This is a genomic window from Halomonas sp. ALS9 (assembly GCF_001651035.1).
Lineage (GTDB): Bacteria > Pseudomonadota > Gammaproteobacteria > Pseudomonadales > Halomonadaceae > Vreelandella.
This window is the reverse complement of sequence record NZ_LXRG01000110.1, coordinates 111,075-136,576: the sequence shown is the minus strand read 5'-3', so window position 1 is coordinate 136,576 and position 25,502 is coordinate 111,075. Positions and strand designations below refer to the sequence as shown.

At 57.4% G+C, this 25,502-nt stretch carries 23 protein-coding genes; 17 read left to right on the top strand and 6 right to left on the bottom strand.

What is annotated here, in order from left to right; genetic code table 11:
• Positions 1 to 3: 3 nt before the first annotated feature.
• Positions 4 to 471 (bottom strand): tRNA adenosine(34) deaminase TadA, encoded by a 468-nt coding sequence (gene tadA / locus A6R74_RS08825; RefSeq protein WP_064234149.1) that lies wholly within the window; start codon positions 469 to 471, stop codon positions 4 to 6.
• A gap of 113 nt (positions 472 to 584) precedes the next feature.
• Here tadA and A6R74_RS08820 point away from each other — a divergent pair, with 113 nt between their 5' ends.
• Positions 585 to 1,403 carry an acyl-CoA thioesterase gene (locus A6R74_RS08820; protein ID WP_064234148.1) on the top strand — a complete coding sequence of 273 codons (819 nt, stop codon included), beginning with the start codon at positions 585 to 587 and terminating at the stop codon, positions 1,401 to 1,403.
• Positions 1,404 to 1,470: 67 nt separating this feature from the next.
• Here the strand turns inward: A6R74_RS08820 and A6R74_RS08815 are convergent, their stop codons facing one another.
• Both A6R74_RS08815 and rpmE read right to left on the bottom strand, forming a co-directional pair.
• Positions 1,471 to 2,742 carry a malic enzyme-like NAD(P)-binding protein gene (locus A6R74_RS08815; protein ID WP_064234147.1) on the bottom strand — a complete coding sequence of 424 codons (1,272 nt, stop codon included), beginning with the start codon at positions 2,740 to 2,742 and terminating at the stop codon, positions 1,471 to 1,473.
• Between the two features lie 343 nt (positions 2,743 to 3,085).
• Positions 3,086 to 3,301: a 50S ribosomal protein L31 gene (gene rpmE / locus A6R74_RS08810; protein WP_064234439.1), complete on the bottom strand. Its 216-nt coding sequence runs from the start codon at positions 3,299 to 3,301 to the stop codon at positions 3,086 to 3,088.
• A 190-nt stretch (positions 3,302 to 3,491) separates the two neighbouring features.
• Here rpmE and A6R74_RS08805 point away from each other — a divergent pair, with 190 nt between their 5' ends.
• The 13 genes from A6R74_RS08805 (at position 3,492) to tatC (ending at position 16,226) form a co-directional block, all read left to right on the top strand.
• On the top strand, positions 3,492 to 5,750 hold the full coding sequence (locus A6R74_RS08805; protein WP_064234146.1) for a primosomal protein N': 2,259 nt from the start codon (positions 3,492 to 3,494) through the stop codon (positions 5,748 to 5,750).
• A gap of 136 nt (positions 5,751 to 5,886) precedes the next feature.
• Positions 5,887 to 7,572 (top strand): arginine--tRNA ligase, encoded by a 1,686-nt coding sequence (gene argS / locus A6R74_RS08800; protein ID WP_064234145.1) that lies wholly within the window; start codon positions 5,887 to 5,889, stop codon positions 7,570 to 7,572.
• A 3-nt stretch (positions 7,573 to 7,575) separates the two neighbouring features.
• Entirely contained in the window at positions 7,576 to 8,313 is a 738-nt protein-coding gene (locus A6R74_RS08795) for an SPOR domain-containing protein (RefSeq protein ID WP_064234144.1), read from the top strand.
• Positions 8,314 to 8,451: 138 nt separating this feature from the next.
• Entirely contained in the window at positions 8,452 to 8,985 is a 534-nt protein-coding gene (gene hslV, locus A6R74_RS08790; protein WP_007113850.1) for an ATP-dependent protease subunit HslV, read from the top strand.
• A gap of 45 nt (positions 8,986 to 9,030) precedes the next feature.
• The gene (hslU, locus tag A6R74_RS08785; protein ID WP_064234143.1) at positions 9,031 to 10,353 is read left to right on the top strand and encodes an ATP-dependent protease ATPase subunit HslU; all 1,323 of its coding nucleotides are present in this window, start codon (positions 9,031 to 9,033) and stop codon (positions 10,351 to 10,353) included.
• Between the two features lie 128 nt (positions 10,354 to 10,481).
• Entirely contained in the window at positions 10,482 to 10,865 is a 384-nt protein-coding gene (locus A6R74_RS08780; RefSeq protein WP_064234142.1) for a gamma-butyrobetaine hydroxylase-like domain-containing protein, read from the top strand.
• A gap of 138 nt (positions 10,866 to 11,003) precedes the next feature.
• The gene (ubiE, locus tag A6R74_RS08775; RefSeq protein ID WP_064234141.1) at positions 11,004 to 11,759 is read left to right on the top strand and encodes a bifunctional demethylmenaquinone methyltransferase/2-methoxy-6-polyprenyl-1,4-benzoquinol methylase UbiE; all 756 of its coding nucleotides are present in this window, start codon (positions 11,004 to 11,006) and stop codon (positions 11,757 to 11,759) included.
• An 82-nt stretch (positions 11,760 to 11,841) separates the two neighbouring features.
• Complete coding sequence (locus A6R74_RS08770; protein WP_064234140.1) at positions 11,842 to 12,498, top strand: ubiquinone biosynthesis accessory factor UbiJ; 657 nt, start codon at positions 11,842 to 11,844, stop codon at positions 12,496 to 12,498.
• Positions 12,495 to 14,117 (top strand): ubiquinone biosynthesis regulatory protein kinase UbiB, encoded by a 1,623-nt coding sequence (gene ubiB, locus A6R74_RS08765; protein WP_064234139.1) that lies wholly within the window; start codon positions 12,495 to 12,497, stop codon positions 14,115 to 14,117. The genes A6R74_RS08770 and ubiB overlap by 4 nt, the downstream gene beginning before the upstream one ends.
• Positions 14,118 to 14,181: 64 nt before the next feature.
• A complete protein-coding gene (locus A6R74_RS08760) occupies positions 14,182 to 14,556 on the top strand; it encodes a phosphoribosyl-ATP diphosphatase (RefSeq protein ID WP_064234138.1) in 375 nt (124 codons plus the stop codon).
• Positions 14,557 to 14,649: 93 nt separating this feature from the next.
• A complete protein-coding gene (gene tatA, locus A6R74_RS08755; RefSeq protein WP_064234137.1) occupies positions 14,650 to 14,928 on the top strand; it encodes a Sec-independent protein translocase subunit TatA in 279 nt (92 codons plus the stop codon).
• Positions 14,929 to 14,931: 3 nt separating this feature from the next.
• Entirely contained in the window at positions 14,932 to 15,438 is a 507-nt protein-coding gene (tatB, locus tag A6R74_RS08750) for a Sec-independent protein translocase protein TatB (protein WP_064234136.1), read from the top strand.
• Positions 15,435 to 16,226 (top strand): twin-arginine translocase subunit TatC, encoded by a 792-nt coding sequence (gene tatC / locus A6R74_RS08745; protein ID WP_064234135.1) that lies wholly within the window; start codon positions 15,435 to 15,437, stop codon positions 16,224 to 16,226. The genes tatB and tatC overlap by 4 nt, the downstream gene beginning before the upstream one ends.
• Positions 16,227 to 16,306: 80 nt before the next feature.
• Here the strand turns inward: tatC and elbB are convergent, their stop codons facing one another.
• The gene (gene elbB, locus A6R74_RS08740) at positions 16,307 to 16,978 is read right to left on the bottom strand and encodes an isoprenoid biosynthesis glyoxalase ElbB (protein WP_064234134.1); all 672 of its coding nucleotides are present in this window, start codon (positions 16,976 to 16,978) and stop codon (positions 16,307 to 16,309) included.
• Positions 16,979 to 17,177: 199 nt separating this feature from the next.
• Here elbB and hemB point away from each other — a divergent pair, with 199 nt between their 5' ends.
• Entirely contained in the window at positions 17,178 to 18,188 is a 1,011-nt protein-coding gene (gene hemB / locus A6R74_RS08735; protein ID WP_064234133.1) for a porphobilinogen synthase, read from the top strand.
• A gap of 120 nt (positions 18,189 to 18,308) precedes the next feature.
• On the top strand, positions 18,309 to 20,498 hold the full coding sequence (gene ppk1, locus A6R74_RS08730) for a polyphosphate kinase 1 (protein ID WP_064234132.1): 2,190 nt from the start codon (positions 18,309 to 18,311) through the stop codon (positions 20,496 to 20,498).
• 72 nt (positions 20,499 to 20,570) lie between these two features.
• On the opposite strand, the gene metE is transcribed toward ppk1, so the two are convergent.
• The gene (metE, locus tag A6R74_RS08725; RefSeq protein ID WP_064234131.1) at positions 20,571 to 22,868 is read right to left on the bottom strand and encodes a 5-methyltetrahydropteroyltriglutamate--homocysteine S-methyltransferase; all 2,298 of its coding nucleotides are present in this window, start codon (positions 22,866 to 22,868) and stop codon (positions 20,571 to 20,573) included.
• Between the two features lie 115 nt (positions 22,869 to 22,983).
• On the opposite strand from metE, the gene A6R74_RS08720 reads away from it, so the two are divergent.
• Positions 22,984 to 23,922 (top strand): LysR family transcriptional regulator, encoded by a 939-nt coding sequence (locus A6R74_RS08720; RefSeq protein WP_064234130.1) that lies wholly within the window; start codon positions 22,984 to 22,986, stop codon positions 23,920 to 23,922.
• Here the strand turns inward: A6R74_RS08720 and A6R74_RS08715 are convergent.
• The gene (locus tag A6R74_RS08715; RefSeq protein WP_064234129.1) at positions 23,885 to 25,495 is read right to left on the bottom strand and encodes an ATP-binding protein; all 1,611 of its coding nucleotides are present in this window, start codon (positions 25,493 to 25,495) and stop codon (positions 23,885 to 23,887) included. The genes A6R74_RS08720 and A6R74_RS08715 overlap by 38 nt on opposite strands.
• Positions 25,496 to 25,502: the final 7 nt, after the last annotated feature.

The window sequence follows — 25,502 nt, the reverse complement described above, 5'->3', positions numbered from 1 at the left end:
CGCTTACTGACCCGCCGACGCTCGCCGCGCGGCAAAAAAACGCTTTAGCAGTTTTTGCGAGGCCGAGGCCAGAACACCACCAGACACCTCTATCTGATGGTTAAACCACGGCTGCGCCAATAGGTTAGCTTTTGATTCAACCATGCCCGCTCGGGGCTCGGCGGCGCCATACACTAACCGCGCCAAGCGCGCGTGTATCATCGCACCTGCGCACATCATGCACGGCTCTAGGGTGACAAACAGCGTACAGCCCTCAAGCCGATAGTTACCCTGGCGCTTGCCCGCTTCCCGCAAGGCACGAACTTCCGCGTGGCCGCTGGGGTCGCAGCTAGCCACCGGCGCGTTACAACCTACGCCAATAATTTCCCCCTGCGCATCGACAACCACCGCCCCCACGGGCACTTCGCCTGCGGCAGCGGCCAAGTGGGCTTGGTCGAGCGCCCGGTACATGTAAAATTCATCGCTGCGCATAAACGTAAACTCCGCTAAGGTAGCTAAACGATCGTATGAAAGGCTTGTCCACTGCCGTAGCAAATCACTTTCATCGACAGCATTCGATTGAGACAGCCGCAAGGATACCGAGAATGACAGACGCGCTAAATAAACTGGTAGCGTTACTGGAGCTAGAAACACTGGAAGAGACGCTATATCGTGGCCAGAGTCAGGATTTAGGCTTTCCTCAGCTCTATGGTGGCCAGGTACTCGGCCAAGCGCTCGCAGCCGCGGCGCGTACAGTGCCTGTGGAGCGCCGGCCGCACTCTCAGCACGGCTACTTTCTACGCCCCGGTGACCCCCACCGTCCCGTTGTCTATCAGGTGGATACCATTCGCGATGGCGGTAGCTTCACGACTCGCCGCGTCACTGCCATTCAGAAAGGCCGGCCGATCTTCTTCTGCAGCGCCTCCTTTCAAAGTGAAGAAGCGAGCTTTAGCCATCAACGCGCCATGCCGAATGTGCCAACCCCCGAAGCGTTAATCGAAAGCGGCGAGGCCAAGCACGACCGCTTTCCCGGCCACCCGATTGAGTTTGTGCATCTACCCGGCAACCCCGGCAATGGCACGCCTGCAGGCCAATGCTTATGGTTTCGTCTTTCCGGCACGCTGCCAGACGACCCGGCATTGCACCGCCATCTGCTCTCTTACGCTTCTGACTTCAATTTACTGACCACCAGCCTGATTCCCCATGGTATTGAGTACCGCGACCCCAAACTGCGCATCGCCAGCCTTGACCATGCTCTGTGGCTCCACCAAGACACCCGTCTGGATGACTGGCTGCTATACGTTATCGACTCCCCTTGGGCAGGCGGTGCTCGCGGGCTGGCGCGGGGGCATATTTACAGCCGCGATGGCCGCTTAGTGGCCTCTACCGCTCAGGAAGGGCTGACGCGCTATTCAAAAGACTAAACAGGCAGTCTCTCAAAACACTTACGCCCGCAAGAAGCGGGCGTAAGTCAGCGAACAAGTTAGGGGGTTAGCCGCCGTAAACGTCGTTAATTGACTGCAGCGGGTAGTGCGCTGGGAATGGCTTACGCGCCACGCCAGAATCAACCGCGGCCTGGGCTACCGCCGAGGTAACCCGCGCCAGTAGACGAATATCGACCGGCGTGGGAATGATGTACTCGCGGCCAAAGCTCATTTCTGTACGCTCGTAGGCGTTGAGCACTTCCTGGGGTACCGGTTCACGGGCCAAGTCTTTCAGCGCATGCACCGCCGCTAGCTTCATCTCTTCATTGATGCGCGTGGCGCGAACATCCAAAGCGCCGCGGAAGATAAAAGGAAAGCCCAGCACGTTATTGACCTGGTTCGGGAAGTCCGAACGGCCGGTCGCCATGATCACATCCGAACGTACTGCACGAGCAACATCAGGGTGAATTTCTGGATCTGGATTGGTGCAAGCAAAAATCACCGGATCGGGCGCCATTTTCTTCACCTGCTCAGCGGACAGCAGCCCAGGGCCTGACAGGCCGATAAAGACGTCCGCGTTTTCGATGGCATCGTCTAGGGTGCGCATCTCGGTATCGCGGGCAAACTCGGCTTTATATTCGTTAATGCCCTCACGATCAGTGTGAATAACGCCACGCCGATCCAGCATCACCAGGTTATCTTTACTAGCGCCACAAGAGATCAGCAGCCGCATGCAGGCAATCGCCGCCGCCCCTGCGCCCATACAGACGATTTTGACGTCTTCGATTTTTTTACCGGCGATATCCAAGGCATTCAGCATGCCGGCCGCCGTGACAATCGCAGTGCCGTGCTGGTCATCGTGGAAGACAGGGATACTGCAGCGCTCAATCAGCGCTTTTTCAATTTCAAAGCACTCCGGCGCCTTAATATCTTCAAGATTGATGCCGCCCCAGGTATCGGCAATCCGCGCTACGGTATCGATAAACGCCTGCGGGCTTTCTGCATCCACTTCGATATCCACGGAGTTGATGCCCGCAAAGCACTTGAACAGCACGCCTTTACCTTCCATTACCGGTTTGCTGGCCAACGGGCCTAGGTTACCCAGACCAAGAATAGCGCTGCCGTCGGTAATAACCGCGACCAAATTACCCTTGCCGGTATAGCGGTACGCATTTTCCGCATCCCGAGCAATTTCAAGCACTGGCTCAGCCACGCCTGGGCTATACGCCAACGCCAAATCCCGTGCAGTCGCGGTGGGTTTGGTCAACTCCACCGAAAGCTTACCGGGAATCGGTTTCGCGTGATAATCCAAAGCAGCCTGCTTATTTGCATCCGTCATGGTCAGAGTCCAGTTAACATAAAGTAGATAAGTCATTTCAGAATATAGAAAAAACCATAGCGCCTCAAGCGCGCCGTCAACTTACAACGAAACGCCCGTTTAACTGAATTATCCCTTCACATTCGTCACATTTAGCCATTATTTACTGAAACTTATGCAAACAGAACTTACCTATAATGGTTTGCTTATTGCTGCAACACAGCATTTATGGAAAAATTTTCCAAACGCCGCTTATAAGGCAAGCATATTTAGCTAACAAAAAACCCACGCCGGGGCGTGGGTTTTGCGCGAGCTTCGCCTGTTCTGAACAGGCACGCTGGCGATATGGCTTATCCGACTGGGATTAGCCGCGCTTAACAGCAGCGCCGAAACGCTTGTTGAAGCGCTCTACGCGGCCACCAGTGGTCGCTTGCTTCTGCTTACCAGTGTAGAACGGGTGGCAGTTGGAGCACACATCCAAAGAGAAGTCCTGACCAGAGGTCGTACCTACTTGGAAAGTGGCGCCGCAAGAACAGTTGGCGGTGACCGTGTTGTAATTCGGGTGAATACCTTGTCTCATCTCGAGCCTCACGAAGCTATATGCCGCCACCTGATCTCGTGCCAGGTACCGCATACGGGTTTGGAAAAAACGACTAACCGGTTAGCCGCCCTGTCGTTACGATAGTCTTTAGGGACACTTCCCAAAGAAAGAAAGATCGTTAAGATTTAGAGCGGTCGCATATTCTAGCAAAACTAACGCCGGAGGCCAATTGGCTGACTCTTTTTCTTCGCAGGCATCTTCGCAAAGACCGTCTCAAGCACTCGATCATGTGCTTAAGGTAGCTCTGCCCTCGCCGCTGCGCCGCCTGTTCGACTACCTGCCATCCAAGCACGCACCCTCCTGCGGCTGGCAGACGGGGCTGCGAGTGCGAGTGCCCTTTGGGCGTCGCGAAGTCGTCGGCGTGGTCGTTGAAATGGCCGACCATAGTGACCTGCCACACAGCCAGCTGCGTAGCATCAGTGAAGCACTGGATGATGCCCCACTGCCGGAAGATTGGCTGTGGCTATGCCGCTTCGCCGCCCGGTACTACCAGCACAGCCTGGGCGACACCCTGCACCACGCTATGCCCGCGCGACTGCGCCAGGGCCACCCGATGGCCGGTCGCACCCAAACCCTTTGGCTTGCCCAGGGCGAAGACGCCGAAGAAACACTCAGCCGAGCACCTAAACAAGCGGCGCTGCATGCACTGCTGCGCCAGCACCCCCACGGGCTGCCCGGGCGCGCGGTTAGCGCCCATGGTTTTGCCCGCGACCAGCTATTAGCGCTAGAGAAGAAAGGCTTAGCGACCAGCCAGGAACACATCCTGATGGCCCCAACGCCGCCCAGCGGCAACTTATTGGCAACCCCAGCGCTACCCCTTAACCGTGAGCAGGCAACGGCGCTGGCAGCGCTGCACGAAAAGCTCGGCGGCTACCACCCCTGTTTGCTCGAAGGTGTCACCGGCAGCGGTAAAACGGAAGTCTATCTTCAACTGATTGAAGCCATCGCCGCCAAGGGCAAACAGTCGCTGGTACTGGTGCCGGAAATTGGCCTCACCCCACAGACGCTCGCGCGCTTTAGAAGCCGCTTTCGCGTTCCCGTGGTGGCGCTGCATTCCGGCCTCACCGACCCCGAGCGTTTAGACGTGTGGGAAGCCGCCGCCAGCGGCCGGGCGCTGATTATTATTGGCACCCGCTCGGCGATTTTTACCCCGTTGGCCAACCCCGGCGCGATTATTGTCGACGAGGAGCACGACGGCTCCTACAAACAGCACGACGGCTTGCGCTACCACGCCCGGGATTTAGCCGTGGCGCGAGCCCATTACCATAAGATTCCGCTGCTAATGGGCAGTGCCACCCCCTCCCTGGAGAGCCTGCACCAGGCGCTTAGCGGCGCCTACCGCCATCTTCGCCTGACCCAGCGCCCCAGCCAGCACCCGCCAGCCAAATTAGAACTGATCGACCTACGCCACCAGCGTCGTCAGGGCGGCCTGCTACCCGGTGCCATTAAGGCGATTAAAAGCACCTTGAGCGCTGGCAAACAGGTGCTGATTTTTATCAATCGCCGCGGCTTTGCCCCGACGCTTGCCTGCCACGCCTGCGGCTGGATGGCCGATTGTAACCAGTGCGACGCGCGCATGACGCTGCACCGCCAGCCACCGCTGCTGGCCTGTCACCACTGCGATAGCCGCCGCGCCCTACCGGATGCCTGCCCCGAGTGCGGCAGCGGCGACCTGCGCGCCCTGGGTAGCGGCACAGAGCGCACCGAAGAGACGCTGCAAACGCTGTTTCCAAAAACGACTATCCACCGCATCGACCGTGACAGCACCCGACGGAAGGATAGCTTTGAGCAAGTGTTAAAAGAGATACAGCGCGGTGAGCCCTGCGTGTTGGTCGGCACTCAAATGCTTGCCAAAGGCCACCACTTGCCCCACGTTACTTTGGTGGTTGTCGTAAATGCCGACGGCGGATTGTATGCGGCAGATTTTCGCGCCCTCGAACATAGCGCCCAGTTGCTCGAACAGGTGGCAGGCCGTGCGGGGCGCGCCGCCCACCCTGGCCGTGTGCTGGTGCAAACCCTGCACCCCGACGACCCTCACTTGGGTCAGTTGGCCGAACATGGCTACGGGGCGCTGGCGCGCAACATGCTCGAAGAGAGGCGCATCGCCCAACTGCCGCCGTTCTGCTTTATGGCGTTGCTGCGCATCGAAAGCCCCAAAGAGGAGACCGCTCTGGCGACGGCGCAACAGGCCGCCCAGGCCCTGCGCCAGTGGCTCAAAGAGTCCCGCGTAGCCACTCGCTGCCTAGGGCCAGTGCCCGCCCCGATGGAAAGACGCCAGAACCGCTACCATTTACACGTTATGCTAGCCGCCGATAAACGCAGCCAATTGCACCCCGCCGTTAGCTGGCTGGTGCAGTGGCTGGAAGCTAATCGCGAGGCGCGCAAAGTACGTTGGTCGATAGATATCGACCCCCAAACGCTCTCCTAAACACTCTCCTAAATCGTGGCTTACCATCACGCGGCTTTGAAACTGCGGCCCAATTGCCGATAATAGCTGCCTTACCGACGCACCTTTTACAGCTGCGCGTTAGCACACGCCGCCACCGACGACACCGGATACCTCAATGAAAGATACGATAGTTTCACTGCTCGAAGGCGCAGTCACCGCGCTCAAGCACCAAGGCGTGCTGCCCAACGACCTACAACCCAGCATCAAAGTCGACCCGACTAAAGACAAGGCCCACGGCGATTACGCCACCAATCTGGCACTGATGCTGGCCAAACCGGCTGGCAAAAACCCGCGCGAATTAGCCAATGCGCTGGTTGAAGCGCTGCCCGACAGCGACGCCATCCAAAAAACCGAGGTTGCGGGCCCCGGCTTTATCAATTTTTTCGCCGCCGCCGACGCCGCGGCGCAAATCGTTGCCCAGGTGCTCGACTGCGGCGACACCTTTGGGCGCAGCATGGCAGGTAAAGGGGCAAAAGTTCAGGTCGAGTTCGTTTCCGCCAACCCCACTGGCCCGCTCCATGTTGGTCATGGTCGCGGCGCGGCAATTGGCGACTGTCTCTGCCGCCTGCTCGAAGCCACCGGTTTTGATGTCACCCGCGAGTTCTACTACAACGACGCGGGCGCCCAGATCGCCAATCTGGCCCGTTCAGTGCAGGCGCGGGTAAAAGGCCTGGGCCCTGACGATGAAAGCTGGCCCGAAGATGGCTATCGCGGCGAATATATCGTCGATGTCGCCAACGACTACTTGGCAGGCAAAACGGTCAGCGCCGATGACCGCGAAGTCACCGCCAAAAAAGATCCTGACGATTTAGACGCCATTCAAGCGTTTGCCGTGGCGTGGCTGCGTCGCGAGCAGGATCTGGATCTCAAGGCCTTCGGCGTCGAGTTTGACGTCTATTTCCTGGAGTCATCACTCTACGAAGATGGCAAGGTAGACGCCACCGTTGAGAAGCTGGTGAGCGCGGGCCACACCTATGAAGATGACGGCGCCATGTGGCTACGCACCACCGACTTCGGTGATGACAAAGACCGCGTGATGCGCAAACGCGACGGCGGCTACACCTACTTCCTACCCGATGTGGCCTACCACCTGGACAAGTGGCAGCGCGGCTTCAAAACCGTGATCAACGAACAGGGCGCCGACCACCACTCCACCGTCACCCGCGTGCGCGCCGGTTTACAGGCGCTGGAGGTGGGCATCCCCAAAGGCTGGCCCGACTATGTGCTCCACCAGATGGTCATGGTGACCCGCTCTGGCGTTGAGGTGAAACTCTCCAAGCGCGCCGGTAGCTACGTCACCGTGCGCGACTTGATCGATGAAGTGGGCCGCGATGCCACGCGCTTCTTCCTCGCCGCACGCCGCGCCGACTCACAGCTCACCTTTGATATCGACCTGGCCCGCTCCCAGTCCAACGACAACCCGGTTTACTACATCCAGTACGCCCACGCCCGGGTATGCAGCATGCTGCGCAAGGCCCAGGATGCCGGCCAACCGTTTGATCACGCGCTGGCGCTGGCTAATCTTGCGCTACTCGACAGCGACCAGGAGAAAGCTGTGCTGAACCGTTTGGCGCGCTTCCCTGAAGTTGTTGAAACCGCGGCCAAAAATCGCGAGCCCCAGCAGGTTGCTCAGTATCTGCTTGATCTTTCAGGCGATTTCCACACCTGCTACAACGCCGTCAAAGTCATGGTCGAGGATGACACCCTACGCAATACGCGTTTGGCACTGGGCCTCGCCACCCGTCAAGTGCTACGCAACGGGCTTGATTTAATGGGGGTTAGCGCCCCAGAGGAGATGTAAGCAATGGCTAGCCCGCGCAAAAAGCCCGCCCCTCGCCGCGGCGCCACATCGCAGCGCAAGTCCAATCGCAGTTCAGGCGGCGGCTTTCGCCTACCCGGCTGGCTGTGGGGCCTTGCTGGCATGGCCGCTGGTTTCTTTTTGGCGCAGCACCAGCACGGTACCGCTCCCTGGCAAGAACAACCGAGTGACACGCCCCAAGCCACAGTGATGCCCAAACCCTCGGGCAGCGAAGAGCGCGCTGCCGCCCGGGAAACCGAGGAGGCCGCCGAGCCGTCAATGCCGACGTTTGAGTTTTACACCCTGCTGCCGGAAACCGAGGTCATTGCCCCAGGCGTTTCGCTGCCGTCAAGCGTTGTGCGCCCAGAGGCGCCAGAACCCACAGCGGATAGCGAAGCGGCCGCTGGCGCAGCAGGCGACGACCCTATCGCCCAGGTCATTGCCGCCAATACCCGGCCTGAGGATCAGGTGTCAGCAGCCCAAAAAAATGAAGCGGCCACCAACACCCCAGGGCGCTATATGCTTCAGGCGGCCTCATTTCGCGAAGCAAGCGACGCCGAACAGCTGCGCGGTCGACTGCGTAATTTAAGCCTGCTGGCAGAAATCAGCGAAGTACAGGCCGACGGCAATACCTGGCACCGCGTACAAGTAGGGCCTTACGAGGACACCCGTGAGCTGAACCGAGCTCAGGATTTAATGAATACCCAAGGTATCGAACCGCTGCTTATTCAACTGCAAAACTGATAATCCCCGGCTGAATACCCTGCGGGCGGTTGATTTTTTATCAGCCGCCCGCATTTTGTTGTGAATCGCTTTTTTTACGGCCGCCAGCAGCGGCCGATCAGTCATCGGGAGCACGCCTCCCCCCAAGGAGTTATCTCCATGACCACCATTGTCTCTGTCCGCCGTGGTAACCAGGTCGCCCTCGCTGGCGACGGCCAAGTGTCGCTGGGCAATACCGTAATGAAGGGTAACGCCAGCAAAGTGCGCCGCCTCTATCGCGGCAAGGTACTGGCCGGGTTTGCCGGGGGCACCGCGGACGCCTTCACCTTATTTGAGCGCTTTGAAGCCCAGCTGGAAAAATACCAGGGCCATTTGACCAAGGCCGCCGTTGAGCTGGCCAAAGATTGGCGCACCGACCGGGCGCTGCGCCGCCTGGAAGCGCTGCTCGCCGTCGCCGATCATAGCGCCTCGCTGATCATTACCGGTAACGGTGACGTAGTCGAACCCGAGCGCGGCATTATTGCCATTGGCTCTGGGGGCAACTTCGCCCAGGCCAGCGCCCGAGCGCTACTGGAAAACACCGAACTTTCGGCGCGTGAAATTACCGAGAAGTCGCTTTCGATCGCTGGTGATATCTGTGTATTCACCAACCACCACGTGACCCTCGAAGAGCTGTCGATTGACGATCGCTAACCTGCGATCCCCAAACGCCGCTCACTGCACACTAAGGTTACTTATATGACTCAGATGACACCCCGCGAAATTGTTCACGCCCTGGATCAGTACATTATTGGTCAACAGGATGCTAAACGTGCCGTTGCCATCGCCCTGCGCAACCGCTGGCGCCGCATGCAGCTTGACGATGACCTGCGCCCGGAAGTTACGCCCAAAAACATTTTGATGATTGGCCCCACCGGTGTCGGTAAGACCGAAATTGCCCGCCGTTTGGCCAAGCTGGCCAAAGCGCCGTTTATCAAGGTTGAAGCGACCAAGTTTACCGAAGTTGGCTACGTAGGCCGCGACGTTGAGTCAATTATTCGCGACTTAATGGAAGCCGCCATCAAGATGGTACGCGAACAGGCCAAGGAAGAAGTCAGCCACCGCGCCGAAGATGCGGCTGAAGACCGCGTACTCGATGCCCTGCTACCGCCGCCGCGGGGCCAGGAAGATAAGCCCCGCGAAGACAGCGGCACCCGCCAAACCTTCCGCAAGAAGCTGCGCGAGGGCCATCTGGACGATAAAGAGATCGATATCGAGATCTCCTCCCAGGGCCCAGGCATCGATATCATGACCCCGCCGGGCATGGAAGAGATGACCAGCCAACTGCAGAGCATGTTCTCCAACATGGGCCAGCAGAAGCGTGAACACCGCCGCGTTACGGTGAAAGAGGCGCTGGTACTGCTGCGCGATGAAGAAGCCGGCAAACTGGTCAACGAAGAAGAGATCAAGGCCCGTGCGGTCTACTCGGTGGAACAACACGGCATCGTGTTCCTGGACGAGATCGATAAAGTCGCCAAGGGCAGCGGTCAATCCAGTGGTGGCGAAGTCTCCCGTGAGGGTGTTCAGCGCGACCTGCTGCCGCTGATTGAAGGCTCTACCGTGTCAACCAAGTACGGCATGGTCAAGACCGACCATATCCTGTTTATCGCTTCTGGCGCGTTCCATCTGTCGCGCCCGTCGGATCTGATTCCTGAACTGCAGGGGCGGTTACCGATTCGCGTTGAGCTTGACGCGCTAACGCCCAACGATTTCAAACGCATCCTTACCGAGCCTTCCGCGTCGCTGACCAAGCAGTATCAGGCGCTGCTGGCCACCGAAGGGCTCGACATTGAGTTCACTGCCGATGGTATCGAGCGTATCGCCCAGATCTCCTGGCAGGTTAATGAAGGCACCGAGAATATCGGCGCCCGCCGCCTGCACACGGTAATGGAGCGGCTGTTGGAAGAAGCTTCTTTCAGGGGCGGCGATATGGATAGCCCGCTGGTCATTGATGGCGACTACGTCAATGCCCAGCTTGGCGAACTGGCGGTCGACGAAGATCTATCGCGGTATATTTTATAAGCTGCGCCTCGCGTTATTATCAGCACTGGTATAGTCAGCATTGGTATAGCCAGCAACAGCAAGCCCGCTCTCTGCGGGCTTGCTGCTATGTCAGTCGCTTCTATGACACTGAGCGATGAGGTCTCATTATGAATGCCCCTACCCCCACTCGGGTTCACTACCATAAGCAGGCCCGCGAGTTGGAACTTGGCTACGCCAGCGGCGAAAACTACCGGCTGCCGGTAGAGTTACTGCGTGTCTATTCACCTTCTGCCGAGGTGCGCGGTCACGGCGGCGACACGGCGGTACTACAAGTGGGTAAAAAAGATGTCGGCCTGCAAAATATTACCCAGGCAGGCAACTACGCGCTGAAACTGCACTTTGACGATGGTCACGACAGCGGGCTGTTCAGTTGGAACTACCTGTTGGATCTCGCTTGCCACCAAGAGGCCTACTGGAACAATTACTTGCAGCGCTTAGAAGAAGCCGGTGCCTCGCGAGAGCCTGCCAGTATTCAATTCAAGCAGCTGTGACCGCACGCCTCAGACAAGACGAAGACAAGTCAGGGTGGAGAAGGCTACAATGACGCTAACTTCTTTATCGCGTCGGCCCATGGGTCAAAAGACTGACGGTCGATTTGCCACCGCCTCGAATTCGGGAGCTACTGCCCAATGAGCCCCACAGAAAAACGCACTACTGACTTTGGTTTTCAGGAAGTCCCTGTTGATGAAAAAGCCTCGCGAGTAGCTGATGTCTTCCACTCGGTAGCTGCCCGCTACGATGTAATGAACGACCTGATGTCCATGGGTATACACCGGATATGGAAGCGCATGACCATCGAGCGTGCAGGCGTGCGCCCCGGTCACCACGTGCTGGACATCGCCGGCGGCACCGGGGATTTAACCCTTAAGTTTTCTCGTTTGGTTGGCCCCCGGGGCAAAGTCGTACTCGCCGACATCAATGCCTCGATGCTCAAAGTAGGCCGCGACAAGCTGATGGATAACGGTGTAGGCGGCAACGTTGAGTATGTGCAAGCCAATGCCGAAAGCCTGCCGTTTCCTGACAACAGCTTCGACTGCATCACCATTGCCTTTGGCCTGCGCAACGTCACCGACAAGGACGCCGCACTGCGCTCCATGACCCGCGTGCTTAAACCCGGCGGACGCTTGTTGGTACTGGAGTTCTCCAAGCCCAACAACCCGCTGCTATCCAAAGCTTACGACGAATACTCCTTCCGCCTGCTGCCCAAAATGGGCGAACTGGTGGCAGGCGATGGCGATAGCTATCGTTACCTGGCGGAGTCGATTCGCATGCACCCGGATCAGGAAACGCTCAAAGCCATGATGGAAGATGCAGGGCTCGAGCGGGTCGAGTACACCAACCTGACCGGCGGTATCGTGGCCCTGCACCGCGGCATTAAGCTATGATTTTTGTTGCTCTGATTTTTGGTGCCCTGATTTTGTGTGCTCTGACGTTTTGTGCCCTGACATTCACTGCCAAGAGGTCAGCATGCTGGTAACCCCGACCCTGCTGCTGGCCGGTTGTGAACGCACGCTCAATGCCCTACTCGCCCGTGATCCGGCGGCGCCTGCACGGCTGGCCCAGCTGGCAGGCAGTCGATTACTGGTGCGCCTGGAGCAGCCTCATTTAGCGCTGGTCATTCACTATCATCACGCCGGGCTCGACCTGATGCGCGGCGATGACGTTGATGAAACCGACGTAGACGCCGTGGTCGAACTCACCTCAGAAACGTTTTCAGAGTGGCTCAGCGGGGCGTCGGTTGAACGTCTTATGTTTGACGGCAAGCTAGCCGTGCGCGGGCGTATTCATCTGCTTGAAGCCACCCGCGACCTGCTCCTCGATCTGGACATCGACTGGGAAAACGAGCTGGCCCGCTGGTTAGGCGATATGCCCGCCCACTCCTTGGCCGAAGGCCTGCGCCGTGCTGCCCGCTGGGGTCTACGTACCAAAGACGAGCTAATGCAGGATGTATCTGAATATGTCTTTGAAGAGGCCCGCCTGCTACCCGGACGACAGCAGCGTAACCTACTCCGCGAGCATCTTACTGAGCTGGAGGTGGCGACCGACCGTTTAGAAGCGCGCCTAAACCGCTTAGAGCGACGACTGGAGCAGCGCCAGCCCGCGTCACAGGAGTCGCGCCCATGAGTCTGCGCCTGCTGCGGATAAGCTGGGTGATCAGCCGCCACCGACTGGACACACTGCTGCCGTTAGAGCGGCTGCCCTGGTGGCTTCGAGCGCTGCTATGGTTCTCTCCACTCCGCTTGGTGCCTGTTGGCAAACGCTCACGGGGCGAACGCTTGCGATTGTCGCTAGAGGCACTAGGCCCGATTTTTATTAAATTCGGCCAGATGCTCTCGACCCGTCGCGATTTGCTACCAGCAGACATCGCCGATGAGCTGAAACGCCTGCAAGATCAAGTCCCGCCTTTCCCTGGCGAGCAAGCCGCCGCCCGGGTCGAGAAAGCGCTGGAAATGTCGCTGGAAGAGGCCTTTGCTGAGTTTGACCGAGTGCCATTGGCCTCGGCCTCAATTGCCCAGGTGCACGCAGCAACGCTGCACGGCGGTGAAGACGTAGTGGTGAAAATTATTCGCCCCGGTATTGACCGCGTGATGCGCCAAGATATGGCGCTGATGTATCAAGTCGCCAAATTATGCTCCAAAATCCCCGAAGCGCGCCGTTTGCGCCCGGTAGAAGTGATTCGTGACTACGAAGCCACGCTGTTTGACGAGCTGGATCTTTATAAAGAGGCTGCCAACACCTCGCAGCTCAAACGTAACTTCAAAGACTCACCGCTGCTGTTTGTGCCGACCATCTACTGGCCCTTCACCCGCCGCCACGTGATGGTGCAAGAGCGCATCCGCGGTATTCCAGTCGCCGACTTGGACACCCTGATTGCCAGGGGCACCAACCTGAAAAAGCTCGCCGAGCGCGGCGTTGAGCTGTTCTTTACCCAGGTATTCCGTGACAACTTCTTTCACGCCGATATGCACCCAGGCAATATCTTCGTCAACTGTGACAACCCCGAAGATCCTCAGTACATTGCCATCGACTGCGGCATTGTGGGCAGTCTGACGCGGGAAGACCAGGACTACCTGGCGCGCAACCTACTGGCGTTTTTCCATCAGGACTATTACGAAGTGGCCGCGCTGCATATTGAATCTGGCTGGGTGGGCGAAAACACCCGCGCCAATGAGTTCGCGGCGGCTATTCGCACCGTTTGTGAGCCCATTTTAGAGAAGCCGTTGAAAGATATCTCCTTCGGTCAGGTCTTGCTGGGACTGTTTCAAACCGCGCGGCGCTTTAATATGGAAGTACAGCCGCAGCTGGTACTGTTGCAAAAAACGCTGCTCAATATTGAAGGCTTGGGGCGCCAGCTCTACCCCGATTTAGACCTGTGGAGCACCGCCAAACCCTATTTAGAACAGTGGATGAAAGAGCGTGCCGGGGTCAGCGGGTTATGGGAGTCGATAAAGCGTCAAGCGCCGGAGCTTTCCCACCAGTTGCCCGAACTGCCCGGACTGGCTCACCAGGCGCTCAGCCGAATGGAGCACGAGCATCGCCAGCGCCACCAGCAGGTCGACTCGATCAACGCCATGCGCGTGCAAATGGCGCGGCAAGGCAAACGCCTTTACCGCCTACGGCTTGGCTTGATTCTACTGGCGTTGGCACTAGCATGGCAGCCGTTAAGCGGTTGGATTGCGCTTCAGGAGTGGCCGATACTAGCGGCCGCCGCCATCGGGCTCCTGCTGTTGGTATGGCAGTAAGCCTGCGCGGTACATCTATCTGCAGATCAACAGAGCGGCGCATTAAACGTTTACAAGGATTCCCATGGACAGCAACGCATTATCGCCTAACAATTCGACTCGCCATACCGATGTGCTGGATACGCTCAATGAGGTATTAAAGCAGCGGCGCCACGCCGCGGCGGAAGATTCTTATGTTGCCTCCTTGCATCATAAGGGCTTGAACAAGATACTCGAAAAGGTTGGCGAAGAAGCAACGGAAACAGTGCTAGCAGCAAAAGATGCCGAGCACGGCAGCGAGGCTGAACGCCAAGCGTTGATTTCTGAAACCGCCGACCTATGGTTTCATAGCCTGGTGATGCTGTCGCACCTGGGGATGGATCATCAGGCTGTATTAGACGAACTGGCCAGGCGCTTTGGCATTTCTGGACATGCGGAAAAAGCCTCCCGCCAGCCATAGCTTTTGCATCGCTGTAATAGAATTAGTGGTAAAAGGGATAGTGGTAAAAGAGAGTGGTAAAAGAGACAGTTAACCATCCGTGAGGAAACGCATATGTTAGGTGGTATTAGTATTTGGCAGTTGCTGATTGTGCTGGGCATTATCATCCTGGTTTTCGGCACCAAAAAACTGCGCAACGTGGGCACCGACCTGGGCGGGGCGGTCAAAGGTTTCAAAAAAGCCATGCACGACGAGGAGAAAAACAAAGAAGCTGATAAAGAAGACGCTGACCAACCCCATGCCAAAGTGAGCCATGAAGAGCCCGGCAACACTTATGACGTTAAAGCCGAAGAGAAACAGGCCGCAAGCGACCGCAACGAAGAGCGCAAATAAACCATGCTGGATATCGGCTTTCTTGAACTGATGCTGATTGGTATCGTCGGGCTGCTGGTGCTTGGCCCGGAGCGGCTGCCCCGCGCTGCCCGAACGGCGGGCATGTGGATTGGCAAAATTAAGCGCACGGTATCCGGCATGCAGCGTGAAATCAGCGCCCAGTTGGAAGCAGAAGAGCTGCGTCAAAAGCTCAACGAACAGCAGAAGAAGCTCGATGACAGTTTGCAGAAAGCGAAGCTGGATGTAGAGAGCATTGCCGATGCCCCCGCCGGTGCTAATGCTAAAAAGGCAGAAACGCCACCGGCCAAAGCAGCGCAGAGCGATACTGAACAGCGGGTTGCCAAGGCTAGCGCTCGATTGGATGACGCCCTACAAACGGTGCGTGAAGAAACGCCTTCGCCGTCTTCCGGCCCGGCAGCGCCCTCCCGCCAGGCCGAACCAGAAACGGCTAAACCTGAATCAGCTGCACCTAATAAGGCTGAATCTGAAAAGGATCGTAATCACCAATGAGTATGTCTGGCGATTCAAAGGAGCCGCAGGAAGAACACAGCCAAGCCCCCCTGATTGAGCACCTGATCGAGCTACGCTCACGGCTAATGCGGGCCGTGATTGTGATTTTGGTGGTCTTCTTGGGCCTCTACTCCTTTGCCAATGATATCTATACGTTTGTTGCCGAGCCGTTAATGGCGCTACTGCCTGAAGGCTCGCAAATGATCGCCACGGAAGTCGCTTCGCCATTCTTGGCGCCATTCAAGCTTACCCTGGTGGTGGCGGTGTTTATCGCTATTCCCTTCGTACTGCACCAAGCCTGGGCATTTATCGCCCCGGGGCTTTACGATAATGAGAAAGCGCTGGCGGTGCCGATTCTGGTTTCAAGTATTGCGCTGTTCTACGGCGGCGCGGCGTTTGCTTACTACGTGGTGTTTCCGCTGCTCTTTGAGTTTTTCACCCAAACCGGGCCGGAAAATGTCGCTGTCATGACCGACATTAACCAGTATCTGAACTTCGTGCTTAAGCTGTTTTTTGCCTTTGGCGTAGCGTTTGAAATTCCCATTGCGACCTTCTTGCTTATCCTCTCTGGCGCTACCACAGTAGAGAGCCTGTCTAAAAAGCGCCCTTATATTCTGCTAGGTTGCTTCGTGGTCGGCATGCTACTCACCCCGCCGGACGTGATTTCTCAGAGCCTGCTGGCGATTCCGATGTATCTGCTGTATGAAGTTGGGCTGCTGTTTGGCCGCCTGGTGCGCAAACGCAAACAAGAGCAAGAGACTGCTGAAGATCAAGAAGCCGACGTATAGCGCTGGCAATTGGCTGATGAATAATTAAAAAAGCCGCCGCCATCAATGATGGCGGCGGCTTTTTAATGGCTCACAGTTATTTAAGCAGTGGTTAAATCCATCATTTCATTGATGCGGTCTACCAGTTTAAAGATACCGGTTGCGGCCTCGCTAATTCGCGTTGCTAACATATAGGCTGGGGTAGTTACCACGCGGTGTTCAATATCCACCACGATATCTTCTACCCCACAACTCCGGTGAAGCCCGCCCATGGCGCTGATCGCCCCGGAAACCGCTGGGTCATTGCCCACCGTCACCGCGATGCCATCATCGAACAGCCGGGGCACGATGACGGGCGCAATACACATTAAACCAATCGGCTTGTTGTCTTGCCGGAAGCCGGTCAGCGCCTCTTTTAAGACCTCTAACACCTGCATACTGTCACCGGCGCTGGCAAAGTCCGACAGGTTCTTGGCGACGCCAAAACCACCGGGGACAATGACAGCATCAAAATCATCCGCCACTAACTCGTCCAATGGACTAATGTCGCCCCGCGCCAGGCGGGCAGACTCTAGCAGAACGTTACGTTGCTCGCCCTCAACGACGTCTTGGGTGAGGTGATTAACCACATGGTGCTGCTCAATGTCCGGGGCAAAACAACGGTAATCTATCCCCAACTGATCCAGGCGCAGCAGCGTCAGCGTGGTCTCATAAATTTCCGAGCCATCGTAAACGCCGCAGCCGGCTAAAATCACTGCCACCTGTTTGGTCATGCCTATCTCCTTATCCCAGGGTCTGCCGAACGCAATACAGCAAAGCAATCGTCCACTTTAGTCAGTCTGTCGTATTGTCACAAGGCGGCTTTCGCCGCAAGGCATGGCTGATATACTCCCTCCAGGCCTTCGAGCATGTTTATTTACGATCCTTAATGTTCGCGTTACCTGTTTTTATGACTTCTAATGGAGAGCTCCCTTGAGTACACCCACTGCCCGTCATTTTCCCGCCACGCGTATGCGCCGTATGCGCCGCGATGATTTTTCACGCCGGTTGATGCAGGAGAACAGCCTAACCCCATCCGACCTAATTCTGCCGGTGTTTGTGTTAGAGGGAGAAAATCAGCGCGAAGCCATCGCCTCCATGCCCGGCGTTGAGCGGCTCTCGATCGATCTGTTGATCGAGCAAGCCCGCGAGGCATATGCACTGGGCATCCCGGCGCTGGCGCTGTTTCCTGTGGTCGGGCCTGAGCACAAGAGTGAGCTTGCCGAAGAGGCCTATAGCGCCAGCGGTTTAGTCCAGCGCAGCGTACGCGCTCTTAAAAAAGCCCTGCCAGACTTAGGTATTATCACGGATGTGGCCCTTGACCCTTATACCAGCCACGGCCAGGACGGTATTCTTGATGAGCACGGCTACGTACAGAATGACCGTACGGTAGACACGCTGCTTAAACAGGCACTTTCCCATGCCGAAGCCGGTGCCGACGTGGTCGCCCCTTCCGATATGATGGATGGTCGGATTGGCGCAATTCGCCAAGTACTCGAGCAAGAACACCTGCACAACGTACGTATTATGGCCTACAGCGCCAAGTACGCGTCACACTACTATGGCCCTTTCCGGGATGCGGTCGGTTCAGCTGCCAACTTGGGCAAAGCAGACAAACGTACCTATCAAATGGATCCCGCCAATAGCGATGAAGCGCTGCACGAAGTGGCCATGGATATCGCCGAGGGCGCCGATATGGTAATGGTCAAACCCGGCATGCCCTACTTGGATATCGTGCGCCGGGTAAAAAGCGAACTGCAGGTACCCACCTTCGCCTACCAGGTCAGCGGCGAGTACGCCATGCACCGCGCCGCTTTCGATAACGGCTGGTTGGCAGCGGAGCCAGTGATATTGGAGTCGTTGATGTGTTTCAAACGGGCAGGCGCGGATGGCATTCTGACCTACTTTGCCCTCGACGCCGCGCGTTTACTCCAACAACGCTAACCAATAACGCTAAGATGACAACCAGGTGACACTTATTTGTCATCTTCTCCCCGCATACTCTACTGATAAACAAGTATCAGGCTATGATACCTTCGAGCTATCAACGCGGGGAGATCCACCATGGACGATCAAGCATCAGATTCATTACCACTATCGTCTACTGATTACACCAGCAGCGACGGCGATATGCCGCTGCGGATCAATCGCACCCCGACCGGTGTTCAAGCGCGTGAAGAGCTGCCTGAAACGGATCTTGACGACACTCAGCTCTACTTTAACCGTGAACTGTCACATCTACAGTTCAATATCCGCGTGCTGGAGCAGGCCTTAGACGACGCCCACCCGCTGCTCAACCGATTAATGTTCCTGCTGATTTTCTCCTCCAACATGGATGAGTTTTTCGAGATCCGCGTGGCAGGCTTGAAGCACCAAATTGCCCTGGGCGACGATACCACTGCCGCCGACGGCCGGCTGCCTAAAGCAGTGTTGGCGGAGATCTCACAGCTTGCTCACGCCCAAATTGACCGCCAGTATCAGATACTCAACGACACTTTATTGCCAGCGTTGGAAACCCATGGGCTGCGCTTTCGACGCCGCGATCAGTGGACTTCCAAGCAAAAAGCCTGGGTGAAGGCCTTTTTCGATAATGAAATTATGCCGGTCATCAGCCCGATAGGGCTTGACCCCTCGCACCCCTTCCCGCGCCTGGTCAATAAAAGCCTTAACTTTATCGTTGAGCTGGAGGGCAAAGATGCCTTTGGGCGCGCCGGAGGGATGGCGATTCTACCCGCGCCGCGTTCGCTGCCGCGCCTGATGGCACTGCCCAAGGAGATTTGCGAGGAGGGTTTTTCGGAGTATGTTTTCCTCTCGTCGATGATCCATGCCCACGCCGAGGAGCTATTTCCCGGCATGAGCGTGCGCGGCTGCTATCAGTTCCGGCTGACCCGCAACGCGGATATGAGCGTTGACCCTGAGGAGGTCTCGGATCTCGCCTCGGCGCTGCGTGGCGAGCTGTTGGCACGCCGCTACGGCAGCGGCGTGCGCCTGGAAGTCGCCGACAGCTGCCCTGATGACTTAATCAACTTTTTACTGCGCCAGTTTGAGCTCGATAACGGCGACCTATATCGCGTTAAAGGGCCGGTCAACTTAACCCGCATGATGTCGGTACTAGGGGACGTAGATCGCCCCGAACTGCTTTATCGGCCGTTCACCCCCAGCATCCCCAAAGCACTCAAAGCAGGCAGCCTGTTTGACGCTATCGCCAAGAACGACATTCTGCTCCATCATCCCTTCCAGTCGTTTACGCCGATTGAAGACCTGCTGCGCGAAGCCGCCCGTGACCCACATGTCCTGGCGGTGAAGCAGACCCTTTACCGCACGGGCGCAGACTCAGCCATTGTTAACGCCCTGGTGGAAGCGGCCAGCCAGGGTAAAGAAGTCACCGTGGTCATTGAGCTGCGTGCGCGCTTTGATGAAGCTGACAACTTACAGCTGGCTTCACGCCTGCAGGAAGCGGGCGCAATTGTTGTCTACGGCATTATGGCCTACAAGACTCATGCCAAAATGCTCCACATTGTGCGCCGCGAGAAAGGTGAGCTGTGCTACTACGCCCACCTGGGCACCGGCAACTATCACGCTAAAACCGCCAAACTGTATACCGACTACAGCCTGCTGACCGCCAACAAAGCGCTATGTGCGGATGTGCATAAGGTGTTTCAACAGTTGTCGGGGATGGGCCGCGCGCGCAAAATCGACACGCTATTGCATGCGCCTTTCACCCTGCATGAGCGCTTGGTGGCAATGATTGACCGGGAAGCGCAGATAGCGCGTAAGGGAAAGCGCGGGCATATCATCATTAAGTGCAACTCGTTAACTGAGCCCAAGCTTATCAAGGCGCTCTACCGTGCCTCCCAGGCAGGGGTTGAGTGCGACTTAATTATTCGCGGCATGTGCTGTTTGAAACCCGGCATACCGGGCGTCTCAGACAACATTCGCGTGCGCTCGATTATTGGCCGTTTGCTGGAACATACTCGGGTCTTTCACTTCCACAATGACGGTAAGTCGGAGACCTGGTGCTCTAGCGCCGACTTTATGTCACGCAATATGTTCCACCGCGTAGAGACCTGCTTTCCGTTACTAGACAAAAAGCTCGCCACCCGGGTGCGCAAGGATCTCGAAACCTACCTGGTGGATAACTGCCAAAGCTGGCTGCTGCAGACCGACGGCAGTTATCAGCTACAAGACCCCGGTGATGCCGACGCGATCAGCGCCCAGGAGACCCTGCTCTACGCTTATGCATCGAAAAGCTAGTCTGCGCATAATTAGGTCTCATCTCAAAACCCGCTGCTGAATGCAGCGGGTTTGATTACGAACTCCGAAAACTCAAGCGTAGCGTTGGCGAAGTAACTTAGCCGCTGCCAGCATATTGGCCAGCGCTGGCTCTACTTCCGCCCAGTTGCGGGTTTTTAGACCGCAGTCCGGGTTTACCCACAGCCGTTCGGCGGGGATTTTTTCCAGGGCTTTTTCCATCAAATCGACCATCCAGCTCACCTCGGGAATATTGGGGGTGTGGATATCGTAAACCCCAGGGCCGATTTCGTTGGGATAGGCGAAATCTTGAAAGGCATCCAACAGGTGCATATCGGAGCGTGACGTTTCGATGGTGATCACATCGGCATCAAGGGCTGCAATCGCGCCAATGATGTCGTTGAACTCCGAATAACACATATGGGTATGAATCTGGGTGGCATTGGCCACGCCTGCGGCGCTTAGCTGGAAGCTTTCCACCGCCCAATCAAGGTACGCCTGCCACTCATGCTGGCGAAGCGGCAGCCCTTCACGCAGCGCCGGTTCGTCGATTTGAATAATCTTGATCCCCGCTTTTTCAAGATCCAGCACCTCATCGCGCAGCGCCAAGGCAATCTGGCGGCAGGTGGTTTCCCGCGGCTGGTCATCGCGTACAAACGACCACTGTAGAATCGTCACCGGCCCGGTCAGCATGCCCTTCATGGGTTTGTCGGTCAGGCTCTGGGCATACTCGCTCCAGCGTACCGTCATCGGCCTAGGGCGCGAAACATCACCAAAAATCACCGGCGGCTTAACACAGCGTGAACCGTAGCTCTGCACCCAGCCAAAGCGGGTAAAGGCAAACCCGTCTAGCTGCTCGCCGAAGTACTCCACCATATCATTGCGCTCGGCTTCGCCGTGTACCGGCACATCGATAGCCAAGGCCTGCTGGCGCGCGACAGCGTAGGCAATTTCGGCCTGCATACGGGCTTCGTAGTCGGCTAGCGACAGCTCACCGGCCTTAAAGGTGCGCCGGGCGGCACGAATATCATCGGTTTGTGGGAAAGAACCAATCGTCGTGGTGGGGAAAAGCGGCAGCTTAAGCGCTCGCCGCTGAGCCACAGCGCGAACAGGATAAGGCGCCTGGCGTTGGCTATCGGCGGCGCTAATCGCCGCCAAACGCTGACTGACCACAGTTTGGTGAATACGTGATGATTCACGCCGGACATCCAGCGCCCGAGTGGCCTGATCCAGGCGCTGCTCGTCGGCGCGCGTGGCGCGGTTATCGATCAAGCGCGCCAGGGTGACCACCTCGTCTAGCTTCTGCCGCGCAAAGGCCAGCCAGCTGATCAGTTCATCGTCAAGCGCCGTCTCCTGGGCCAGATCCACCGGCACATGTAGCAGCGAACAGCTCGGTGCCAGCCAAAGCCGCTGGCCCAGGCGCACCTTTAACGGCAGCAGACGTTCGCGCAAGGCAGCCAAATCGGCCCGCCAGATATTGCGGCCATCAACAAAACCCACCGATAGCACCTGGTGGGGGCCGAGACGGTCAATCACACTCTCGACTTGCTGCGGCGCCCGTACGGCGTCAATGTGCAAACCCGCTACGGGTAGGCGGGTCGCCAGGGAAAGATTATCGCCCAAGCCGCCGAAGTAAGTGGCTAGCAATAGTTTTAGCGGCGCAGACTGAAGACGGTGATAGGCGCGCTCATAGGCCTGCTGCCACGCCAGCGGCAGATCCTGCACCAGCGCTGGCTCATCCAACTGAACCCACTCAATACCTTGGGTGGCGAGCCGCGCTAATATTTCGCCATACACATTAAGTACGCTATCGAGCAGCGTCAGGCGGTCAAAATCACCGCCTTTGGTCTTGCCCAGCCATAGCCAGGTTAGCGGCCCTGTCAGCGTTACTTTTGGGGTAAAACCCGCGAGTAACGCTTCATCCACTTCGTCAAACAGGCGGTTAGAGGCCAGGGTAAAGGTTTGCCCTTCGTGCAGTTCGGGGACGAGGTAGTGGTAGTTGGTATCGAAGTATTTAGTCATTTCACAGGCCGCGGCGGGCTCACCAGTGGGCGCTCTACCGCGGGCCATGCGGAAGACGGTATCCAGGTCGATATTGCCACCCGCCACTTCTGCTTGGGCATTAAAGCGTGCAGGCACCGCGCCCAGTGCCACTGAGACGTTAAGCACCTGATCATAAAAGGCGAAATCACCCACGCTAACGAAATCCAAACCTGCGTCTTGCTGCGCCTGCCAGTGGCGCAAACGCAGCTCGCGACCGGTGCTTTCAAGCTCGCTACGCGTGCACTCGCCTTTCCAGTACGCTTCCGTGACTTTTTTGAGCTCGCGCTGGGCGCCAATGCGGGGATAGCCGAGAATATGAGAAACTGTCATGATAAAGCCTACCAACGTGAATGATTTCACATAGTCTGGGCACCACGCCTTAGTGAATCAAACTAAAGTTTCTAATAGTAAAAATGAAAAATACTCACGATGATTGAGCAATTACATGATTGAGCTACGACACCTACGCACCCTGCTGGCGCTGCGCGAAACCGGCTCTCTGGTCGATGCTGCCGATCGCGTGCATTTAACCCAATCGGCGCTATCGCACCAGCTCAAAGATCTAGAGAGCCGCGTGGACAGCGCGCTGTTTGTGCGCAAAACCCGCCCGGTGGAGTTCACCAGCGCGGGGCTACGCCTGCTCGCCCTGGCCGACCAGGTACTGCCCGAAGTGCGCAAGGCGGAGCGTGATCTAGCGCGCCTGGCAGGCACCGAGCAGGGGCGTTTGCATATGGCCATTGAGTGCCACAGCTGCTTCCAGTGGTTGATGCCTACAGTGGATTACTTTCGTGATCACTGGCCGGAGGTGGAAATCGACATTCCCAGCGGCCATCACTTCGACCCGCTCCCAGCGCTTGCCCGGGAGCAGCTGGATCTGGTGATTACCGCCGACCCCCAGCCCCTTGAAGGTATTCACTACGCTCCGCTGTTTCGCTATGAAGGGCTATTGGCTGTTGCTCGACAGCACCCGTTTGCGGGGCGAGGCTTCATTGAGCCCCAGGCGCTGGCCGAGGAGACGTTGATTACCTACCCCGTCGAGCAGTCGCGGCTGGATATTTTCACCCAGTTCTTGGAACCAGCGAATGTGCGCCCCAAGGAGATCCGCACTGCCGAATTAACCATAATGATGATGCAGCTGGTGGCCAGCGGGCGCGGCGTCTGCGCGCTGCCCAACTGGGCGCTAACCGAGTATTTAGAGCGCGATTACGTGAGCGCGGTAAAACTAGGTGAGCATGGGGTATGGAGCACGCTATATGCCGCGATTCGCGAAGAGACCCATGAAGCGCCGTGGATGCAGGATTTCTTACGCACTGCGCGGGAAACCTCCTTTGCAGTGCTAACGGGGGTTAAGCCGGCGGATCGCGACGGGGAACCAGCAGCGTAAAGCGCGCGCCGCCCAAGGTGGGGCTGGTATCGATGGTCACGCTACCGCCGTGCCCGGCCATGATTTTCTGCACAATCGAAAGCCCTAACCCGTAGCCGCCGGAGCTGCGGGCACGGCTGTCGTCCAATCGGGCAAAAGGCTTGAAGATATCCGCCCGCGCCTCAGGGGGAATGCCGGGGCCGTCGTCTTCAACATCGATACGCACCAGATTGGGCTCATCCCAGAGTTGAATCACCACCTGGGACTTGGCGTGACGGCAGGCATTACCGACTAAATTCTGCACCGCGCGCTGAAGATAGCGCGGCTCCGCCAGCAGTTCGATTTCAGGCCCTGGGGCAAGCGCCAGCGCCAGGCCTTTATGCAACGGTGACAGCGTATCAATCACCCTTTCTGCCATAGCCCGGCACTCTACCAGCGCCGTTTCAAGCTCGGCGCCGTTCACTGTTTCCCCGCCCAGGCGCGCATAGGTGAGAATTTCATCGACTAATTCATCAAGTTCGGCAATATCCGCATCAATGCCCTGAAGCTGACGCCGAATGGCGGGTTGGTCAGTCATATCCTCGACCATTTGCACGGCAAAGCGAATACGCGCTACGGGGGTGCGTAATTCGTGGGAAACCGCCCGAATCATTTCTTGCTGACCACGCAGCAGGCTCTGCACCTGATTGGCCATGCCGTTAAACGCCATGCCCAAGCGGCCTAAAAAGTCACCGCTCTCAACTTTCACACGGGTTTCCAGGCGGCCGCTGGCAATCCGCGTGGCGGCCAGTTCCAGCCGTGCCATACGGGCTTCAATGCTGCGCATAATCAAATAGATAATCAGGCTGAGAACAATCATCAGCCCGACAAGGAGAGGCAGATGTAAATTTAGTGGAAGGGTGTCGCCGCGGGAAATAGGCCCTGCTTGCAGCCATTGTGACTCGCCTGGTAACTGCTGGCTTGGTAACTGATAGAGCAGCGTAATTGACAGCTTATCGGAGACTAGCTTAGTGATAACGTTACCGCTGGCCAGCTGGGCCTGCTGCTGCGCTGTTAGCCCCACAGGCAACGACGACAAAAGCTGCAACGGCCAACTCCCTTGGCGTAATTGGGCAATGCGGCCATCCCGCTCTTCCGCGGGCGTTGCCGCAAGCCACTCGCCGAGCAGTTCAATGCTGCCATGCCACTGGTGCTCGCTCCAGTCATCAAGGCGTGCTTGCAGCAGCCAGGTGTCGCTGGGCAGACGCTGTTGCAAGAGCCAGGGGCTTTCGGCGACCAGTATCCGGCCCCGCTCCAGCCGAGACCGCTCAAAATAGCCCAAATCCGCTTCGTTGATGGGCTCTAGAGTCAGTTGCACATCGAGCTGCTCTGAAAAACGCTCAAGCAGGGTATTTCGCTGTTCTAAAGGCGTGGCGGCGAGCTGTTGCGTCATCAGCGACATGGGTAGCGCGGCAAGCTGCTCACGGTAGTCTTCGCGGCGCACCTGTTCGATAAAGGAACGCCCCGCTAGGGCGATGATAAACACCACTAATAGCGCGATACCCAGCAACAGATAGAAGCGTAAAAACGAGCCGTGACTGAGCACTCGCCGCATGATGCTG

Bases quoted from the DNA above. Each gene is read 5' to 3' on its own strand.
- hslU (WP_064234143.1), top strand. From the start codon at position 9,031: ATGACTCAGATGACACCCCGCGAAATTGTTCACGCCCTGGATCAGTAC.
- metE (WP_064234131.1), bottom strand. From the start codon at position 22,868: ATGACAGTTTCTCATATTCTCGGCTATCCCCGCATTGGCGCCCAGCGC.
- ubiE (WP_064234141.1), top strand. From the start codon at position 11,004: ATGAGCCCCACAGAAAAACGCACTACTGACTTTGGTTTTCAGGAAGTC.
- A6R74_RS08770 (WP_064234140.1), top strand. From the start codon at position 11,842: ATGCTGGTAACCCCGACCCTGCTGCTGGCCGGTTGTGAACGCACGCTC.
- tatB (WP_064234136.1), top strand. From the start codon at position 14,932: ATGCTGGATATCGGCTTTCTTGAACTGATGCTGATTGGTATCGTCGGG.
- hslV (WP_007113850.1), top strand. From the start codon at position 8,452: ATGACCACCATTGTCTCTGTCCGCCGTGGTAACCAGGTCGCCCTCGCT.
- tatC (WP_064234135.1), top strand. From the start codon at position 15,435: ATGAGTATGTCTGGCGATTCAAAGGAGCCGCAGGAAGAACACAGCCAA.
- elbB (WP_064234134.1), bottom strand. From the start codon at position 16,978: ATGACCAAACAGGTGGCAGTGATTTTAGCCGGCTGCGGCGTTTACGAT.
- argS (WP_064234145.1), top strand. From the start codon at position 5,887: ATGAAAGATACGATAGTTTCACTGCTCGAAGGCGCAGTCACCGCGCTC.
- rpmE (WP_064234439.1), bottom strand. From the start codon at position 3,301: ATGAGACAAGGTATTCACCCGAATTACAACACGGTCACCGCCAACTGT.
- A6R74_RS08715 (WP_064234129.1), bottom strand. From the start codon at position 25,495: ATGCGGCGAGTGCTCAGTCACGGCTCGTTTTTACGCTTCTATCTGTTG.
- A6R74_RS08795 (WP_064234144.1), top strand. From the start codon at position 7,576: ATGGCTAGCCCGCGCAAAAAGCCCGCCCCTCGCCGCGGCGCCACATCG.
- ubiB (WP_064234139.1), top strand. From the start codon at position 12,495: ATGAGTCTGCGCCTGCTGCGGATAAGCTGGGTGATCAGCCGCCACCGA.
- tadA (WP_064234149.1), bottom strand. From the start codon at position 471: ATGCGCAGCGATGAATTTTACATGTACCGGGCGCTCGACCAAGCCCAC.
- A6R74_RS08720 (WP_064234130.1), top strand. From the start codon at position 22,984: ATGATTGAGCTACGACACCTACGCACCCTGCTGGCGCTGCGCGAAACC.
- A6R74_RS08780 (WP_064234142.1), top strand. From the start codon at position 10,482: ATGAATGCCCCTACCCCCACTCGGGTTCACTACCATAAGCAGGCCCGC.
- ppk1 (WP_064234132.1), top strand. From the start codon at position 18,309: ATGGACGATCAAGCATCAGATTCATTACCACTATCGTCTACTGATTAC.
- A6R74_RS08760 (WP_064234138.1), top strand. From the start codon at position 14,182: ATGGACAGCAACGCATTATCGCCTAACAATTCGACTCGCCATACCGAT.
- A6R74_RS08820 (WP_064234148.1), top strand. From the start codon at position 585: ATGACAGACGCGCTAAATAAACTGGTAGCGTTACTGGAGCTAGAAACA.
- tatA (WP_064234137.1), top strand. From the start codon at position 14,650: ATGTTAGGTGGTATTAGTATTTGGCAGTTGCTGATTGTGCTGGGCATT.
- A6R74_RS08815 (WP_064234147.1), bottom strand. From the start codon at position 2,742: ATGACGGATGCAAATAAGCAGGCTGCTTTGGATTATCACGCGAAACCG.